Genomic DNA, 16231 nt, shown 5'->3' on the forward strand with positions numbered 1-16231 from the left:
CGCCGACACACCACAAGGAGCGACCGATGGCGGACCGCGAGCAGGCCGGACCCGACACCCCGATCCGGGTCTTCCTCCTCGACGACCACGAAGTGGTGCGGCGCGGGGTGCACGACCTGCTGAACGACGAACCGGACATCACGGTGGTGGGCGAGGCCGCCACCGCCGACCAGGCCCTGGTGCGGGTCCCCGCCCTGCGTCCGGACGTGGCGGTGCTCGACGTCCGGCTGCCGGACGGCGACGGCGTGACCGTCTGCCGCGAGCTGCGCTCCCGCCTGCCGGACCTGGCCTGTTTGATGCTGACCTCGTTCGACGACGAGGAGGCACTGCTGGACTCGATCATGGCGGGCGCCTCCGGCTACGTGCTGAAGCAGATCCGGGGCTCGGACCTGGTCTCGGCGGTGCGTACCGTCGCGCGCGGCCAGTCGCTGCTCGACCCCAGCGCCACCACGAAGCTCATGGCCCGGCTGCGCGGCGGGCAGCAGCCTCAGGAGGAGCCGGACGCGCTGCCCGGCCTGACCGACCGCGAACGGGAGATCCTCGCCCTGATCGGCGAGGGCCTGACCAACCGCCAGATCGGCCAGCGCCTCTACCTGGCCGAGAAGACGGTGAAGAACCACATCTCCCGGCTGCTCGCCAAGCTCGGCGTGGAGCGGCGCATCCAGGCCGCCGTCATCGCCACCCAGGCCAAGGACCGGCAGCGCGGGCAGACCCCCTGACCGTCGGGCGCCGGTAAGGGCGCTGGCGGTACCGGTGACTCCCGCGCCGGTGCCTCAGGCGCGGTCGGCGCGTGTGCCGGTGTCGTCGTGCCGGTAGACGACGTCGGAGCTCACCGACACCACGCCGTCGACCCCGCCGCACAGGCGCTCGATCACCGGGATGAGGCTCCTGGCCTGCACGGTCCCCTTCAGTGAGACCCGCCCGTCGGACACCGCGACCGTCACGTCCGCCGGGGTCAGCCCCAGGGTCCGCGCGAGCACGTCCTGGGTGATCTCGTCGAAGACGGCCTCGTCCCGGCGGAGGAAGACCCGCAGCAGGTCGCCGCGGCTGACGATGCCCAGGAGGGTGCCGCCCTCGTCGACCACGGGCAGCCGCTTGACCCGGCGCGCGTCCATCAGCCGCGCGGCCTCCACGACGGTCCACTCGGGGCGCGCACACCGCGGGCGCCGTCATCAGGTCCTCGGCGGTGCCGGCGCCGGACCCGCCGTGCTCCGCGCCCTCCGCCCGCGAGCCGGGCAGCAGGCCGGCCGGGTCCGGGCGGCCTGCGACCGTGCGCAGCAGGTCCGCCTCGGAGACCACCCCGACGGGACGGTCCAGCGCGTCGACCACGGGCACGGCCGTCACCTCGTTGTCGGTCAGCACCTTGGCGACCTGCTTGAACGGGGTGTCCCGGCGGACCCGGACGACTCCGCGGGTCATGAGGTCCTCCACCGTACGGTGTCGCATGACGTCTCTCCCTTCGGTCCGCTCGACCGGTTCGGGTGCGCCGGTCCACGGTTCGCCCGTGGGCCCGCACTGTCCACGGTGGCGGCGGCGCGCCCGCGCGGGCTTGGGCCCAACGCGCAGGAAGACGGCGCCGTTCGTCCCTGCCGCGAGGGACCTCGGTCCCCGTTGGTGCGGGCGGCGGGGACGGGCGATCCTGGAGGGCGGACCCCCTTGCCCGAGGGAGGGATGGCCATGCACGCTGAGCTGGGCGACCGGCTGGTCGTCGAAAGCCCGGTCACCGGAGACATCCGGCGCGACGGTGAGATCGTCGGCCTGCACCACGAGGACGGCACCCCGCCGTACGACGTGCGCTGGTCCGACACCGGCGAGGTCACGCTGGTGTTCCCCGGGCCGGACACCCACGTCCGGCACCCCGGGGCGGAGGACGAGGGAGCCGCGGCCGGCGGCCAGACCCCCGCGCGACCCTCCGGCGCCGGGTCGGCCCGGCCCGGGGACTTCGGCAGGCGGCTGGCGGCCGCCCGCAGGGAGCGGGGACTGAGCCTGGAGGAGACGGCGGGCCGGGCCCGGATGTCCCCGCAGTACCTCGCCTATCTCGAGCAGCGCCCGTCCTCGCCGGGGATGGGGACCGTCCTGCGGCTGGCCGACGCGCTGGGCACCACACTGATCACGCTGACCGGCGGCGACCAGGACCTGCCACCCGGGCAGGGACACGCGCTGCTCCACCCCCGGCTGACCGACCTCGGACCGGACGAGTGCCGGGCGCTGCTGTCCACGCACGGAGTGGGGCGCGTCGCGCTGACCGGCCCGGACGGGCCAGCCGTCCTCCCGGTCAACTACGACGTGGTGGACGAGGCCGTCGTCTTCCGCACCGCGCCCGACGCGGCCCCCGCCGAGGCCGTCGGCCAGGAGGTGGCCTTCGAGGTGGACCACGTCGACGAGACGATGAGCCGGGGCTGGAGCGTGCTGGCGGTCGGCCGCGCCGAGGCGGTCACGGACGCCGAAACGGTGCGCCGGCTGGAGGCACGGGTCCGCTCCGACCCCTGGGCGGGCGGGCCGCGAACCCTGTGGGTGCGCATCCGCCCGGCTCGGCTGACGGGACGCCGTATCACCCCCGCGGGGCGGTGAGCGCGGGACGGCGGTGAGCGCGGGGCCGCCCGCCGAGCGCGACCGAGGGCCCTGGGGGCCGCACGGGTCGCGGTCTCGTCCTGAGGGGCCCACGGGTCCTGAGGGTCCTCGCGTCCTGCGCGTCTCGCCCGTCCTGCCGTCCTGCGGTCCGTACGGACACGCATGGACGGGAAGGACAACCCGCTTCTCGCGGATCCTGATTGCGCGGTGCGCGGCTCGCGCCGCTTCTCCGCGTCTTCCGGTCCTTCCCGTCACTCTCATGACACCACACGGGCCGCCGCGGCACCAGAGCCGTCCGGCCCGGGCCGGCGGCCGCGGCCCCGGTCGGGACCTGCGGCCCTCCCGAGGGACCGCTGAGCCCTTCCGCCCCGCACGGCGGCGAAGGAGGGTGGACGGGGAAGCGACAAGGGAGCCCATGGAGGAGCCGTCATGCGGACACCGGTAGTCGACGCGACCACCCTGGAGAGCCTGCTGTACTCGGCCGTGGCGGCTCCGTCGATCCACAACACCCAGCCCTGGCGGTTCGGCATGGACGCCGACACCCGGTCCATCCACGTCCGCGCCGCGTCACGGGCCCTGCCGCTGACCGATCCGCGGCAGCGCGCCCAGCACCTCTCCGTGGGCGCGGCCGTCTTCAACCTCCGGGTCGCCGCGGCACACCTCGGCTGGGACCCCGTCGTGACCCTCCTGCCCGACCCGCGCGACCCCGACCTGCTGGCCACCGTCCGGCTGTTCGTGGCGGCGCCGGACGCACAGCCGTCGTACCGCTGCCTGTACGACGCGGTCGCGCGCCGGCACACCAGCCGGATGCCCTTCACCGGGCGGCCGGTTCCGGAGCACATCGTGCTGGAGATGGTCAAGGCGGCGCGGATCGAGGGGGCGCACCTGGACGTCCCCGACTTCGCCGGCACCCGGCACCTGCTGAGCCTGACCGCGCAGGCCGAGGCACGCAACGCTGCTGACCCGGCCCGTACCGCCGAGACCAGGGCCTGGGTCAACGCGCCGGACATGAGCCTCCCGCACGGCATTCCGCTCACCTCGCTGGGCCCGCGGGACAGGGCCGGCCGGATGCCCATGCGGGACTTCACCGGCCCGCTGCCCGGGCTGCGCCCGCCCGCCCTGCGTTTCGAACGGCACGCTCAGGTGGCACTGTTGTGGACCGCGCACGACCGGCGGGAGGACTGGCTGCGCGCGGGGCAGGCGATGGAGCGGGCCCTGCTGGTGGCCACCCGGTACGGGGTGCGCACCTCGATGCTGCACCAGGCGATGGAGTGGCCCGACCTGCGGGCGACGATGGCAGCCCCGAGGCTCCGCTGCCGCCCCCACCTGCTGATCCGCTTCGGCTACGGCCCGGACGGCGGCCGCACCCCGCGCGCGGCCACCCGGGTGACCGACGCCGACGAGACGCCGGCGGACACCACGGGCCGAACCGGCTGAGGGCCGGCCCGGCCACTGCCCCCGGCGACGTCGACCGGCGACGTCCTCAACTGGCGACGTGCAGATCCGTGAGTTCCCGACCGGTGACCATCGTGGCCTCGATGCGGATGAAGACGTCCTCCTCGATCGGCATCCAGGAACGCGGTCCGGTCCGCATGAGGCGCTCGTGCTCGACCGGATCGGTCACCACGGTCGCCCGCCCGGTGACGACGACACTCCAGCCCGAGCGGCTCTCCGCGTCGAACGCGTCGGCCTCGAAGGCCACCACGACCCCGTCGACGGCGCGCACGAGGTCCGATCCCGCGGAGGTGCGCAGCAGCACGGAGGCGTCCGCCGCCAGGGCGAAGTTGACGGGGAGCACCGCGGGCAGCGCCTGCCGGGTGTAGACGACACGGCCCACCGGTACCTCGGCCATCAGGCGCAGGCACTCCTGCCGGTCCATCGAGCGAAAGCCATCGTTGTCGGACACCCTTCCATGGTCGCCGCGCACCCGGCCCGGCGTTAGGGCCTGTTGGCCCACATCTTCCGCCGGGTCCCGTGCGTCACCTGAGCACCCGAGGCCTCAGCACCCCGCGCCTCAGCACCCGGCAACTTCAGGGGGCGCGCCGGCCCGGTCGGTGGAATCCTTTGGTGCGCGGGTGCCGACCGTGCCGTGCGCGCTGTGCGGACGTGCCGCACGGACCCGCCAGGGAAGCGAGCGACCAACGGGCGGGACCCGGAAGGGAGCGGCGCGGTGGCCAAGGAGACCGATCCGGCGTCGAAGCGCAGACGCGGAACCCCACAGCCGGGCCTGGACGGTGAACTGACGCAGGCACTGGTGCGCTCGCGCCGGTTCTTCACCCGGGCGGAGGTCTCCCCGGACCTGCGCACCCTGCACAGGACCGGCGGCCGCCAGGCGGACGACTTCTACCGGGACCGCTGGTCGCACGACAAGGTGGTGCGCTCCACCCACGGCGTGAACTGCACCGGGTCCTGCTCGTGGAAGGTGTACGTCAAGGACGGCATCATCACCTGGGAGGCCCAGCAGACCGACTATCCCTCGGTCGGTCCCGACCGCCCCGAGTACGAGCCCCGCGGCTGCCCGCGCGGCGCGGCGTTCTCCTGGTACACGTACTCGCCGACCCGCGTCCGCTACCCGTACGTGCGGGGTGTGCTGCTCCAGATGTACCGGGAGGCGAAGGCCCGGCTCGGCGACCCGGTCGCGGCCTGGGCGGACATCGTCTCCGACCCCGGGCGGGCCCGCCGGTACAAGGCCGTGCGCGGCAGGGGCGGCCTGGTGCGGACGAGCTGGGCGGAGGCGGTGGAGCTGGCCGCCGCCGCGCATGTGCACACCATCGAGGCGTACGGGCCCGACCGGCTGGCCGGGTTCTCGCCGATCCCGGCGATGTCGATGGTCTCGCACGCGGCAGGCGCCCGCTTCTACTCGCTGCTCGGCGGCGTGATGCTGTCCTTCTACGACTGGTACGCGGACCTGCCGGTCGCCTCGCCGCAGGTCTTCGGCGACCAGACGGACGTACCGGAGTCGGGGGACTGGTGGGACGCCGGCTACCTGATCATGTGGGGCTCCAACCTGCCGGTGACCCGGACCCCGGACGCGCACTGGATGACCGAGGCCCGCTACCGGGGCCAGAAGGTCGTCGCGGTCAGCCCGGACTACGCGCCGCCCGCCGCTCCCCGGTGCACGCCCTGATCAACACCTACCGGGTGGCGCTGCCGCTGCACCCGGAGTACCGCACCCTGCCCATGGTCTGATACACCATCCTGCTCGGCCTGTCCGCCACCGTCGCCGCCAACGTGGTCGGCGGAGGCTACGACTACCGGCGGACCATCTCCGTCTGGTTCCGGTCCGTCTTCGCCCTGCAACCGCGCCCGGACCTGATGAGCGGCGCGCCGCTGCTGTTCCAACTGCACGCCCTCAGCGCCCTGCTGCTCTTCGCGGCCTGGCCCTTCACGCGGCTGGTCCACATGCTCACCGCGCCGGTCGGCTATCTCACCCGCCCCTACATCGTCTACCGCAGCCGCGATCCCCGCCTCGGCACGAGACCGCCCCGCCGCGGCTGGGAACGCATCGGATGACGACGCGGCGGGGTCACCCCTCCGACAAGGCCCGCCGAGAACGCGGCCCAGTCCTCACGCGCCACCGTGAGGACCGGGCCCGGCGGTGACCTTGGATCTCGACGTTCGGCTTCTGGCCGATCAGCAGCAGGGGTTCCAACTCTCCGCGCAGTAGCCGCCTTCCTCCGTCCCGGTGTCGCAGCACCGACTCGTCCAGCACGAAGCCCGGCAGGGGCGCGGGCTGCCGGTCGAAGATGTCCTGCCGGCCGAAGTCGACGCGCGATCGGGCAGACACCGCCGCCCTCGTCGGCGACGCCGGCCGGCTCCGTCGTTGGTCTCGTCGACGAGGAAGTCCCGCTTCGGCGACAGCCCGCCGCGGTGCTCGTAAGATGCCTGGATGCCCAAGCCGATACGGATGAGCCGCCGCTCGTGGGGTGCCGCGTGGGCGGTGCTGTGCGCGGCCGGCCTCGCCGCCACCGCCGAACTGAACGCCTCCTCGGCACCGGACCCGCAGCCCGAGAAGTCCGTCAGTGCCGAGTGCGCCGAGCGCATCGCGGACATCGATGCGCGGCTGGCCAAGGCCAAGCAGGAAGGCATGGGAGACGGAGTGGTGGCCTTGTCGCGACTCCAGGTCGGCACCGAGGACGACTGCCGTGACGATCTCCGTGACCACTTCCGTGGCGATCAGTGAGCCGGGGTATCCGGCTTGCCGCGATGGCGGGGCTGACCTTCGTCTGTGCCGGGGCAGTCATTGCCGTGGGCGCCACGTCGGAATCGAAGCCGCGGCCCACGCCGCCGCGGGTGTATTCCTCCTGCCTGGCGGCAGACACCAAGCCGGTGTCTGCGGACAACGACCCGTGCGACGGCCGCTGAAGAACGTCCGAGCGACCGTCCGCCGCATGGCAGAGCACCCAAACTCGGCAGGTTCGCGCTCGCCCTGGCGCTGCTGAGCAGGTCGGCCTGGTCGAGCATTGTCGTGTCGAATCGGCTGCCCCGGCCGTGGTGTGGCACCCCCAGCCAGACCGCCCACGTCCCGTACCTCCGGGCCTCGTCGACAAGGCACTCATCGGCATCGAACAACACGGCATCTCGCCGAAACGCTGCTCACCTCCGAGGAGCGCGCAGAGCGGGCTGAGCAGGCTCGCGCCGCCCTGCGGGAGTGGAACGGCTACGACCCGAGCGTGAGCGAACAGGTGGCTCTCGACGCGGAGTTGGACCGGCGGCTGGGCGAGGCGGGGGCCAGGTGACCGAGCTTCTGCACATCGTCCTGGACGACACGGTGATGGTCGCGGCAGGGAAGGGCAACGTACTCGCTTGCCGGCTGATCCATCGCGCACATGCCGAGGCGGGCTGGTTCCTGTACGCCCCGGCATGCGCCCTGGTCTCGGCGGACCGCGTGCGGCCGGGCACCGCGGAGCACCTCGCCGCGCTCCCCGGTATCACGGTGCTCGACCTGGATCTGCCTGCCGTGCTTGCCGTGGCGCGCGACATGTCCTGGGCCCCCGCTCACGCGCGACACGCCGCCGAGCCGACCGCGGAGCGGCCGAGCGGCGCGGTGATCGCCACCACCGCCCCAGAAGTCTGGAAGGGTCAGCCCGTACGGATCATCGACCTCAGTCCCTGAGCCCTCCCGGAGTCTCCGGTCGGCCTGAGTGTCTGGAGGCGGCGTCGGTGCGGAAAACCGGTGGCGGCGTCTCACCGCGCTCGCCTACTGTGAGGCGCGCGACGTGAGTTCGCGACGTGAGTTCTCGTGAGGAAGAGGAGGTGTGACCCATGGCTGTCTCGGTGATGGGCGCTGCCCGCAATCCCAGGATCATCCACTCCACCTCCGCGGCCACCGGCTGAGACCTCCTGCCACGCCCGCGCACATCCGCGCGGGCCGTCGGGGCCGCCCTCGTGAAGGGTCTCCCCTTGCGTTCCTCCGCTTCTTCCGTTCCTTCCGCTTCTTCCGTTCCGTCCCTTCCCTCTTCCGTTTCGCCGCACCCTCTCGCCCCCTACGGCTGGGACGAGGGCTGGGAGTCGCTCTTCACCCCGTACACCGCCGAAGGCCTGCTGCCGGGCCGGGTGATCCGCGTCGACCGGGGGCAGTGCGACGTCGTCACCGCCGGCGGTGTGCTGCGTGCCGACACCGCGTTCGTCACCCCGCACGACCCGATGCGGGTGGTGTGCACCGGCGACTGGGTCGCCGTCGAGCCCGGCGGCAACCCGCGCTACGTGCGGACGACGCTGCCACGCCGCACCGCCTTCGTCCGCTCCACCTCCTCCAAGCGGTCCGAGGGCCAGATCCTCGCCGCCAACGTCGACCACGCGATCGTCGCGGTGTCCCTCGCGGTCGAACTCGACCTCGGCCGTATCGAGCGCTACCTGGCGCTGGCCTGGGAGTCCGGCGCGCAGCCGCTGATCGTGCTGACCAAGGCCGACCTCGTGCCGGACGCGACGGGGCTCGGGTATCTCGTCCAGGACGTGGAGACGAGCGCGCCCGGGGTGCCGGTGCTGCCGGTCAGCGCCCTGACCGGGGACGGACTCGACGTGCTCCTCGCCGTCGTCTCCTCGGGCACGTCCGTACTGCTCGGGTCGTCCGGTGCGGGCAAGTCCACCCTCGCGAACGTGCTGCTCGGCGAGGAGGTGATGACCGTTCAGGCCGCCCGGGACGTCGACGGCAAGGGCCGGCACACGACCACCACCCGCAACCTGCTCGCGCTGCCCGGCGGCGGTGTCCTGATCGACACCCCGGGGCTGCGCGGAGTGGGCCTGTGGGACGCCGAGAGCGGGGTCGGGCAGGTGTTCTCCGAGATCGAGGAGCTGGCCGGGCGGTGCCGGTTCCAGGACTGCGCCCACGACAGCGAGCCGGGCTGCGCGGTGCTGGCCGCCGTCGACGCCGGTGAGCTGCCCCAGCGGCGGCTGGAGAGCTACCGCAAGCTCCTGCGCGAGAACCAGTGGATCGTCGCCAAGACCGACGCGCGGCTGCGCGCGGAGATCCGACGGGACTGGAAGCGCAAGGGGGCCGAGGGCCGGGCGGCGATGGAGGCCAAGCGGGGGCGGTGGCATTGAGTTCGCCCTGAGGTTCGTCATGCCTGCCGCAGTGTCCGTTTTCCGCCAGCGGGACCCCCGCGCGGAGGCGGACACTGGACGGCGTGATGGACGAGGACACCAGGTACGAGGCCGTACGCAGCCGGGACGGCCGCTTCGACGGGGAGTTCTTCTTCGCCGTCGAGACGACCGGGATCTACTGCCGTCCCAGCTGCCCGGCCGTGACCCCCAAACGGCACCACGTGCGGTTCTACGCCACGGGCGCCGCCGCGCAGGGCGCGGGCTTCCGCGCCTGCCGGCGCTGCCGGCCGGACGCGGTGCCCGGCTCCGCCGACTGGAACGTCCGGGCGGACGCCGTCGGGCGGGCCATGCGGCTGATCGGCGACGGCGTGCTCGACCGGGAGGGCGTCGCCGGGCTCGCCGCACGGCTCGGCTACAGCGAGCGGCAGGTGCGCCGGCAGCTCACCGCCGAGCTGGGCGCCGGGCCCGTCGCGCTCGCCCGCGCCCAGCGGGCGCACAGCGCGCACGTCCTGCTCCGGACCACGGACCTGCCGGTCACGCAGATCGCGTTCGCGGCCGGGTTCGCCAGCGTGCGGCAGTTCAACGACACGATGCGCGCCGTCTACGCCGCGACCCCCAGCGAGCTGCGCGCCACCGCCCACAGGACACGGGGCCGCCGCCCCGCGGCGCCCACCGCCGGGATCCCGCTGCGGCTCGCCCACCGGGGCCCCTACCCGACCGGGCCGGTCTTCGACCTGCTGGAACGCGAGGCCGTGCCCGGCATCGAGGAGATCAGCGGGGCGCCCGGCCGGCGTACCTACCGGCGCACCCTGCGCCTGCCGTACGGCACCGGTACCGCCGCCGTGGACGAGCGCTCCGGCGCGCCGCGGTCCGGGTCCGGTGCGCACCCCGGCGGCTGGCTGGAGGCCCGGCTCCGGCTGACCGACCCGCGTGATCTGACCACGGCCGTGCAGCGGCTGCGCCGGCTGTTCGACCTGGACGCCGACCCGTACGCCGTCGACGAGCGGCTCGGCGCGGACCCGCGGCTGGCCCCGCTGGTCGCCGCCCGGCCCGGCCTGCGCTCGCCGGGCTCGGCCGACCCGCCGGAGACGGCGGTCCGGGCGCTGGTGGGACCGGCGGCCGCCGCGGAGCTGGTACGGCGCTACGGCAAGGCACTGGACGCTCCCGCCGGCACGCTGACCCACCTGTTCCCCGAGCCGGCCGTTCTCGCCGAGGCCGAGCCGGACGGCCCCCTGGGCGCCCTGGCCACCGCCCTCGCCGACGGCACGGTGCGGCTGGACCCGGGGGCCGACCGCGACGACACGCACCGGGCGCTGCTCGCCCTGCCCGGCCTGGACCCGGCCACGGCCGCCGTCATCCGCACCCGGGCCCTGGGCGACCCCGACGTGGCCCCGCCCGGCGCGGACGTCCCCGAAAGCTGGCGCCCCTGGCGCTCGTACGCCCTGCGGCACCTGCGTGCCGCCGAAGAGCTGGAGACCACCCCATGACCACGCACCTGCACACCACCCCCACGGGTACGAACCCCACCAGTACGACGTACTGGACCACCCTCGACAGCCCGCTGGGCCCCCTGCTGCTGACCGCCGACTCCTCCGGCGCGCTGACCTCCCTGTCCGTGCCCGGCCAGAAGGGCGGTCGTGAGGTCCAGGCCGACTGGCGGCACGACCCCGGGCCCTTCCGCGCGGCGCAGGAGCAGCTCCGGGCCTACTTCGCCGGTGAACTCAAGGAGTTCCGGCTGCCGTTGCGCAGCTCCGGCACCGCCTTCCGGGAGCGGGTGTGGGCCGCCCTCGACGAGGTTCCGTACGGCTCGACCGCCACGTACGGCGAGATCGCCGCCCGTGTCGGCGCTTCCCGCGCCGCCGTTCGGGCCGTCGGCGGAGCCATCGGCGCCAACCCGCTCCTGGTGCTGCGCCCCTGCCACCGCGTGATCGGCGCGGACGGCTCGCTGACCGGCTACGCGGGCGGCCTGGAGCGGAAGGTGCGGCTGCTCACGCTGGAGGGCGCGCCGTAGGCGCGTCAGGGGTGCCGGTCCCGGGCCACCCAGCCCCGTTCGTAGGCGTGCCAGCCCAGTTGCAGCCGGGTGCTCACCCCGGTCAGCTCCATCAGCCGCCTCACCCGGCGCTGTACGGTCCGCAGCCCCAGGTCGAGTTGCTTGGCGACGCTCGAGTCGGTCAGCCCGGCCAGGAGCAGCGACAGCACCTCCAGGTCGATCGCGTCGGGGCCGTCCGGTTCCTCCTCGGTCACGCCGGACGCCCCGAGCCGCAGCGGCAGCGCCTCCCGCCACACCGACTCGAACAGCCCGTACAGCAGATCCAGCAGGCCGCTGGCGTGCACGACCAGCGCGGTGGGCTCCTGGGTGTGCCAGGTGAGCGGCACCATGGCGAGCGTGCCGTCAGCGACGACCAGTTTGGTCGGTACGGTCTCGGCGACCCGCACCTGTTCGTCCCGGCTGAGCGCGGTGGCCAGCTCCGCGACGCCGTTCGGCCGGTCCAGTACGGCGCGTTCCAGCACCACCCGGTAGCGGACGCCGCGGGCGACCGCCTGGTCCTCGGCGTGGTTCTCCAGTGCGGAGACGACGATCGGGTCGCCCGTGACCAGCGCGCACACCTCCTCTTCGGCCCCGAGTTGGAGCTGGAGGAAGCGCTGCGCGACGGCGGCGGCGCCGGTGACCACCTCGACCAGGTCGTGCGCCGTGGGCTCGGAGCCGGCCGCCCGGTACTCCTCGGCGAGCAGCGCGGCGGCCAGCTCCGCCTTCTCCAGCTCCTGGCGGTGCTGGGTGAGCAGGGCGCCCAGCGCCACCCCGGGCGGTGCGGCCACCCAGCGGCCGGGCCGGGCCGAGGACTGGGCCGCGAGTCCGTGTCGTTCCAGGCGGCGCAGGGCGTGCTCGGTCTCCCGCTCGCCGAGCGGCAGCCGCCGCGCGAGATCGGGTACCTCGGCGGCGCCCATGGACACAAGGGCCCGGTATGCCGCCTCGTGCGTCCCGTCCAGACCTATCGCTGCCAGCATCAGCTGCTGTCCCTCCCCTTTCGGATCCACGGCATCACGTTCCGCGGCGCGTCGGCGGTGGCGGGAAACAGCCACGGCGCGAACCCGCCGCGGCACATCATCGCTGTACCACCGGTCACTCTGACAAGGTGGCGCCACCGAAGTACCGGCGGGAGCGGGGTGCCCGGCCGTGGGCGTGGCCTGCGCGGATACGCCCACGGTGCGGTGGCCGGGGCAGCAGGCGGACCCGGTCCGCAGCGCCCGGACCGGGCACCGCGGGCCGCGCCGGGGCGCTGCGGACGGCGGTGTTTCGGCCGACCGGACGGTGATTCGGACCGGGATCAAGCGGGTCTCGCCGGGCGGCTGTTTTGTGGGGATGGAGCCGCCCGGCGACTTGGTCCGGATTTTCCGATGCCCCGTTCCCACCGGGCCCGTGCGGTGGACAATTGGCGGCATGAGCCAGCAGGGGGGAAGGCCCACCGGTCAAGAGGACGACTGGTGGGGGCAGTTGTACGACGACTCCGCCGCGGACACCGGTCCCGCGGCCGGAGCGGATTCCCTGGACGACCGCTTCGCCTCGGCGTCCGGAACGGTCGGCGGGCCCCCGCGGGGCGTTCCGCTCCCCACCCAGGACACGGCCCCGGACGACTGGTGGCGCCACACCCCCGAGGACACCCCACCGGGCCCGGCTGCGGGAGCCGCCTGGGATTCCGGGCCGGGGGAGTCCAGGGAGCCGTCTCAGCCGCCCGTACCTCCGGTGGCCCCGGCGGCGGGGGCCGCTTGGGACTCTCGACCGACGAAGCCCGACCGCTCGCCCTCGCCTCCGCCCACGCCCCCGCCGCCGAAGCCTCCGGCCGTCGGGGCCGCGGGTGGCTCCGGGCGTGCGCCGGTCGACGGGGCGGCACAAGTCGCACCAGGCGGAGGAGAGGCAGACAACGCACCGCGCGACGCGGAGACGCAGGCCGCATCAGCCGGCGCGGACGAAGTGCAAGCGGCACTGGGCAGTGGGGAGGCGGAGCCCGTATGGGCCGACGCGGTGGCGGAGGCCGTACCGGGCAGCTGGGAGGCACAAGACACGCCGGACGGCGGGGAGGCGGAAGCCGCACGGGCTGCCGAGGACGCGGAGGCAGCAGGGGACTCCGGGGCCCCGCAGGCCGGATCAGGCGGTGCGGGAAGTCGGGAGCGGGAGGCCGTACGGGCCTCCGAGGCCCCGCAGGCCGGTGCGGGTGTCGTGAGGGCGCACGGCGTGTCCGGGGCTCGGGGTGCCGACGTTCGCGTCGGGTATGTCGGGTCCCGGCCGCCCACCTACGCGGCCGAGCCCACCGCGTTGCCGGCGGCCGATCCGGACGGGCTGGACGTCGCGGTGCCGGACACCGTGCTCGACGGGGCCGCCTACGGGGCCTGCACGCTGCGCGCGGTGTCGATCCGGGGGGATTCCGCACGGTACCGGGGCGAGCCGCGCCGCGACGCGCTGCTCACCGCCCGCTTCGGCGAGGGGGACCGGGCGCTGGTGCTGATCGCGATGGCCACCGGGGCCCGCGCCACCCCGGGGGCGCACCGCGCGGCCGCCGAGGCGTGCCAGTGGATCGCCGAGGCCGTGGGCCGCAGCCACGCACGGCTGGCCGAGGACATCCGCACCGCCCGGCGCGGCGAGCTGAAGTCGGGACTGCACCGCCTCACCGACCGCAGCCTCGGCAGACTCCGCGCGGACGCCGCCGAACAGGGCGTCGACCCGGAGCAGTACACGGCCGGCCTGCGCTGCCTGCTCCTGCCCGCCGACCCCGCGTGCCGCGTCCGGGTCTTCTTCGGTGTCGGCGCCGGCGGCCTGTTCCGGCTGCGCGAGGGCGAGTGGCAGGACATCGAACCAGGCGTCGCCGAGACGTCCGGCCACCCCGTGGTCGGTTTCGGCTCGCGGCCGTCCGAGACCCCGGACGGCGACCGGCTGACCATGGACCTCGGCATCCCCACCCCGCCGAACCCGTACGAACCGGCCCCGGCACAGCCCCGCGACCCCTTCCGCTTCCGCGCCTCCCTGGCCCAACCGGGTGACACGCTCCTGATGTGCACCGCAGGTTTGGCCGACCCGCTCCGCGGCGAGCCCGAGGCGCGCGCCCACCTCGCGCGACGGTGGTCCGACCCCGTCCCACCGGGCCTCGCCCCGTTCCTGGCGGACGCCCAGGTGCGGGTCAAGGGCTACGCGGACGACCGTACGGCCGCGGCCGTGTGGGAGGCGTGAGCGCCGGGCCTGTGCCTTCATGGAGGCGGAGGATCCGCGGCAGACCGAAGGGGTGCCGAGCGCCATGGCCAAGCAGAGCGTCGCAGAGCAGTTCGTCGACATCCTCGTCCGCGCCGGAGTCAAACGCCTGTACGGCGTGGTCGGGGACAGCCTCAATCCGGTCGTCGACGCGGTCCGCCGCAACGCCGCCATCGACTGGATCCACGTCCGCCACGAGGAGACCGCCGCGTTCGCGGCCGGCGCCGAGGCCCAGATCACCGGCCGTCTGACGGCCTGCGCCGGCTCCTGCGGACCCGGCAACCTGCACCTTGTCAACGGCCTGTACGACGCCCACCGCTCCATGGCCCCGGTCCTCGCCCTCGCCTCGCACATCCCCTCCGGCGAGATCGGCCTCGGCTACTTCCAGGAGACCCATCCCGACCGGCTGTTCGCCGAGTGCAGCCACTACAGCGAGCTGATCTCCAACCCGAAGCAGATGCCCCGGCTGCTCCAGACGGCCATCCAGAACGCGGTGGGCCGCAGCGGCGTCAGCGTGGTGGCGCTGCCCGGGGACGTCGCCGCCGAGCCCGCGCCCGAGAAGGCCGCAGAGACCGCCATCGTCACCTCCCGGCCCACCGTCCGGCCCGGCGACGCCGAGATCGACCGGCTCGTCGAGATGATCGACGAGGCCGGGAAGGTCACCCTGTTCTGCGGCAGCGGCACCGCGGGCGCGCACGCCGAGGTGATGGAGTTCGCCGAGCGGATCAAGTCCCCGGTCGGACACGCCCTGCGCGGCAAGGAGTTCATCCAGTACGACAACCCGTACGACGTCGGCATGAGCGGACTGCTCGGCTACGGCGCCGCCTACGAGGCGACCCACGAGTGCGACCTGCTGATCCTGCTCGGCACCGACTTCCCGTACAACGCCTTCCTGCCCACCGACGTGAAGATCGCCCAGATCGACGTCCGGCCCGAGAACCTCGGCCGCCGCTCCCGGCTCGACCTCGCGGTGTGGGGCGATGTGAAGGAGACCCTGCGCTGTCTCGTTCCCCGGGTGCGGGTCAAGGCCGACCGGCGCTTCCTGAACCGGATGCTCAAGAAGCACGCGGACGCCCTGGAGGGCGTCGTCAAGGCGTACACGAGGAAGGTGGACAAGCACGTCCCGATCCATCCCGAGTACGTGGCCGCCGTCCTGGACGAAGTGGCCGACGACGACGCCGTGTTCACCATCGACACGGGGATGTGCAACGTCTGGGGCGCCCGCTACATCTCGCCCAACGGGCGCCGCCGCATCATCGGTTCCTTCTCGCACGGCTCGATGGCCAACGCGCTGCCGATGGCGATCGGCGCGCAGTTCACCGACCGTCGCCGCCAGGTGGTGTCCATGTCCGGGGACGGCGGCTTCGCCATGCTGATGGGCGACTTCCTGACCCTGGTCCAGTACGACCTGCCCGTGAAGGTGGTTCTGTTCAACAACTCCTCCCTGGGCATGGTCGAGTTGGAGATGATGGTGGCGGGACTGCCCGCCTACGGGACGGCCATGAAGAACCCCGACTTCGCCGCCGTCGCCCGCGCCTGCGGCGCCCACGGCATCCGGGTGGAGAAGCCCCGGCACCTCGCCGGCGCGCTGAAGGAGGCCTTCAGCCACAAGGGCCCCGCCCTCGTGGACGTCGTCACCGACCCCAACGCCCTGTCGATCCCGCCGAAGATCAAGGCCGAGATGGTGACCGGGTTCGCACTGTCGGCCTCGAAGATGGTGCTGGACGGAGGCGTGGGCAGGATGGCGCAGATGGCGCGTTCCAACCTGCGCAACATGCCGCGGCCGTGAGCCCGTCCCGACACGGCGGCACCGGACAACTGGGCGTGGCCCATTCCACATGACTGGCCCGCGCCCGACGGGGCATGGATCTCCGTGAA

At 73.8% G+C, this 16231-nt stretch carries 13 protein-coding genes and 4 pseudogenes; 12 read left to right on the forward strand and 5 right to left on the reverse strand.

Annotated features, from left to right (window positions below):
• The first annotated feature begins 26 nt into the window (after positions 1 to 26).
• Positions 27 to 719: a response regulator gene (locus ACTYVM_RS12630; protein WP_445526025.1), complete on the forward strand. Its 693-nt coding sequence runs from the start codon at positions 27 to 29 to the stop codon at positions 717 to 719.
• Positions 720 to 773: 54 nt separating this feature from the next.
• Here the strand turns inward: ACTYVM_RS12630 and ACTYVM_RS12635 are convergent.
• Positions 774 to 1446, reverse strand: a pseudogene (locus tag ACTYVM_RS12635) (CBS domain-containing protein).
• Between the two features lie 231 nt (positions 1447 to 1677).
• On the opposite strand from ACTYVM_RS12635, the gene ACTYVM_RS12640 reads away from it, so the two are divergent.
• Positions 1678 to 2571 (forward strand): pyridoxamine 5'-phosphate oxidase family protein, encoded by an 894-nt coding sequence (locus ACTYVM_RS12640; RefSeq protein WP_445526026.1) that lies wholly within the window; start codon positions 1678 to 1680, stop codon positions 2569 to 2571.
• Between the two features lie 429 nt (positions 2572 to 3000).
• Positions 3001 to 4008, forward strand: coding sequence for an Acg family FMN-binding oxidoreductase (locus tag ACTYVM_RS12645; protein WP_445526027.1), 1008 nt, complete (start codon positions 3001 to 3003; stop codon positions 4006 to 4008).
• A 46-nt stretch (positions 4009 to 4054) separates the two neighbouring features.
• Here the strand turns inward: ACTYVM_RS12645 and ACTYVM_RS12650 are convergent, their stop codons facing one another.
• On the reverse strand, positions 4055 to 4477 hold the full coding sequence (locus ACTYVM_RS12650) for a pyridoxamine 5'-phosphate oxidase family protein (RefSeq protein ID WP_445526028.1): 423 nt from the start codon (positions 4475 to 4477) through the stop codon (positions 4055 to 4057).
• A 321-nt stretch (positions 4478 to 4798) separates the two neighbouring features.
• Here ACTYVM_RS12650 and ACTYVM_RS12655 point away from each other — a divergent pair.
• Positions 4799 to 5668: pseudogene (locus tag ACTYVM_RS12655) on the forward strand (molybdopterin-dependent oxidoreductase); the annotation flags it as partial.
• A gap of 95 nt (positions 5669 to 5763) precedes the next feature.
• Positions 5764 to 6084 (forward strand): annotated as a pseudogene (locus ACTYVM_RS12660) (respiratory nitrate reductase subunit gamma); the annotation flags it as partial.
• 13 nt (positions 6085 to 6097) lie between these two features.
• On the opposite strand, the gene ACTYVM_RS12665 reads toward ACTYVM_RS12660, so the two are convergent.
• Entirely contained in the window at positions 6098 to 6577 is a 480-nt protein-coding gene (locus tag ACTYVM_RS12665; protein WP_445526068.1) for a Scr1 family TA system antitoxin-like transcriptional regulator, read from the reverse strand.
• Between ACTYVM_RS12665 and ACTYVM_RS12670 the strand changes: the two genes are divergently transcribed.
• Positions 6461 to 6754 (forward strand): hypothetical protein, encoded by a 294-nt coding sequence (locus ACTYVM_RS12670; protein ID WP_445526029.1) that lies wholly within the window; start codon positions 6461 to 6463, stop codon positions 6752 to 6754. The genes ACTYVM_RS12665 and ACTYVM_RS12670 overlap by 117 nt on opposite strands.
• 307 nt (positions 6755 to 7061) lie before the next feature.
• On the opposite strand, the pseudogene ACTYVM_RS12675 reads toward ACTYVM_RS12670, so the two are convergent.
• Positions 7062 to 7146: pseudogene (locus tag ACTYVM_RS12675) on the reverse strand (haloacid dehalogenase); the annotation flags it as partial.
• Positions 7147 to 7306: 160 nt separating this feature from the next.
• On the opposite strand from ACTYVM_RS12675, the gene ACTYVM_RS12680 reads away from it, so the two are divergent.
• The 4 genes from ACTYVM_RS12680 (at position 7307) to ACTYVM_RS12695 (ending at position 11125) form a co-directional block, all read left to right on the forward strand.
• Positions 7307 to 7687: a PIN domain-containing protein gene (locus ACTYVM_RS12680; RefSeq protein WP_445526030.1), complete on the forward strand. Its 381-nt coding sequence runs from the start codon at positions 7307 to 7309 to the stop codon at positions 7685 to 7687.
• Between the two features lie 287 nt (positions 7688 to 7974).
• Positions 7975 to 9114 carry a ribosome small subunit-dependent GTPase A gene (gene rsgA, locus ACTYVM_RS12685; RefSeq protein WP_445526031.1) on the forward strand — a complete coding sequence of 380 codons (1140 nt, stop codon included), beginning with the start codon at positions 7975 to 7977 and terminating at the stop codon, positions 9112 to 9114.
• Between the two features lie 86 nt (positions 9115 to 9200).
• Positions 9201 to 10601 (forward strand): DNA-3-methyladenine glycosylase 2 family protein, encoded by a 1401-nt coding sequence (locus ACTYVM_RS12690; RefSeq protein ID WP_445526069.1) that lies wholly within the window; start codon positions 9201 to 9203, stop codon positions 10599 to 10601.
• Complete coding sequence (locus ACTYVM_RS12695) at positions 10598 to 11125, forward strand: methylated-DNA--[protein]-cysteine S-methyltransferase (protein WP_445526032.1); 528 nt, start codon at positions 10598 to 10600, stop codon at positions 11123 to 11125. Before ACTYVM_RS12690 ends, ACTYVM_RS12695 begins: the two co-directional genes overlap by 4 nt.
• A 5-nt stretch (positions 11126 to 11130) precedes the next feature.
• On the opposite strand, the gene ACTYVM_RS12700 is transcribed toward ACTYVM_RS12695, so the two are convergent.
• Positions 11131 to 12120, reverse strand: a complete 990-nt coding sequence (locus ACTYVM_RS12700; protein ID WP_445526033.1) for a helix-turn-helix transcriptional regulator — start codon at positions 12118 to 12120, stop codon at positions 11131 to 11133.
• A 433-nt stretch (positions 12121 to 12553) separates the two neighbouring features.
• Between ACTYVM_RS12700 and ACTYVM_RS12705 the strand changes: the two genes are divergently transcribed.
• Together ACTYVM_RS12705 and ACTYVM_RS12710 are read left to right on the forward strand one after the other, a co-directional pair.
• Entirely contained in the window at positions 12554 to 14335 is a 1782-nt protein-coding gene (locus tag ACTYVM_RS12705; protein WP_445526034.1) for a protein phosphatase 2C domain-containing protein, read from the forward strand.
• Between the two features lie 64 nt (positions 14336 to 14399).
• The gene (locus ACTYVM_RS12710) at positions 14400 to 16142 is read left to right on the forward strand and encodes a pyruvate dehydrogenase (protein WP_445526035.1); all 1743 of its coding nucleotides are present in this window, start codon (positions 14400 to 14402) and stop codon (positions 16140 to 16142) included.
• The last annotated feature ends 89 nt before the right edge of the window (positions 16143 to 16231 follow it).

This window comes from Streptomyces cyslabdanicus (assembly GCF_052663305.1).

Coding starts and splice junctions, on each gene's coding strand:
- ACTYVM_RS12705 (WP_445526034.1), top strand. CDS start 12,554: ATGAGCCAGCAGGGGGGAAGGCCCACCGGTCAAGAGGACGACTGGTGG.
- ACTYVM_RS12690 (WP_445526069.1), top strand. CDS start 9,201: ATGGACGAGGACACCAGGTACGAGGCCGTACGCAGCCGGGACGGCCGC.
- ACTYVM_RS12670 (WP_445526029.1), top strand. CDS start 6,461: ATGCCCAAGCCGATACGGATGAGCCGCCGCTCGTGGGGTGCCGCGTGG.
- ACTYVM_RS12640 (WP_445526026.1), top strand. CDS start 1,678: ATGCACGCTGAGCTGGGCGACCGGCTGGTCGTCGAAAGCCCGGTCACC.
- ACTYVM_RS12630 (WP_445526025.1), top strand. CDS start 27: ATGGCGGACCGCGAGCAGGCCGGACCCGACACCCCGATCCGGGTCTTC.
- ACTYVM_RS12645 (WP_445526027.1), top strand. CDS start 3,001: ATGCGGACACCGGTAGTCGACGCGACCACCCTGGAGAGCCTGCTGTAC.
- ACTYVM_RS12695 (WP_445526032.1), top strand. CDS start 10,598: ATGACCACGCACCTGCACACCACCCCCACGGGTACGAACCCCACCAGT.
- ACTYVM_RS12700 (WP_445526033.1), bottom strand. CDS start 12,120: ATGCTGGCAGCGATAGGTCTGGACGGGACGCACGAGGCGGCATACCGG.
- ACTYVM_RS12710 (WP_445526035.1), top strand. CDS start 14,400: ATGGCCAAGCAGAGCGTCGCAGAGCAGTTCGTCGACATCCTCGTCCGC.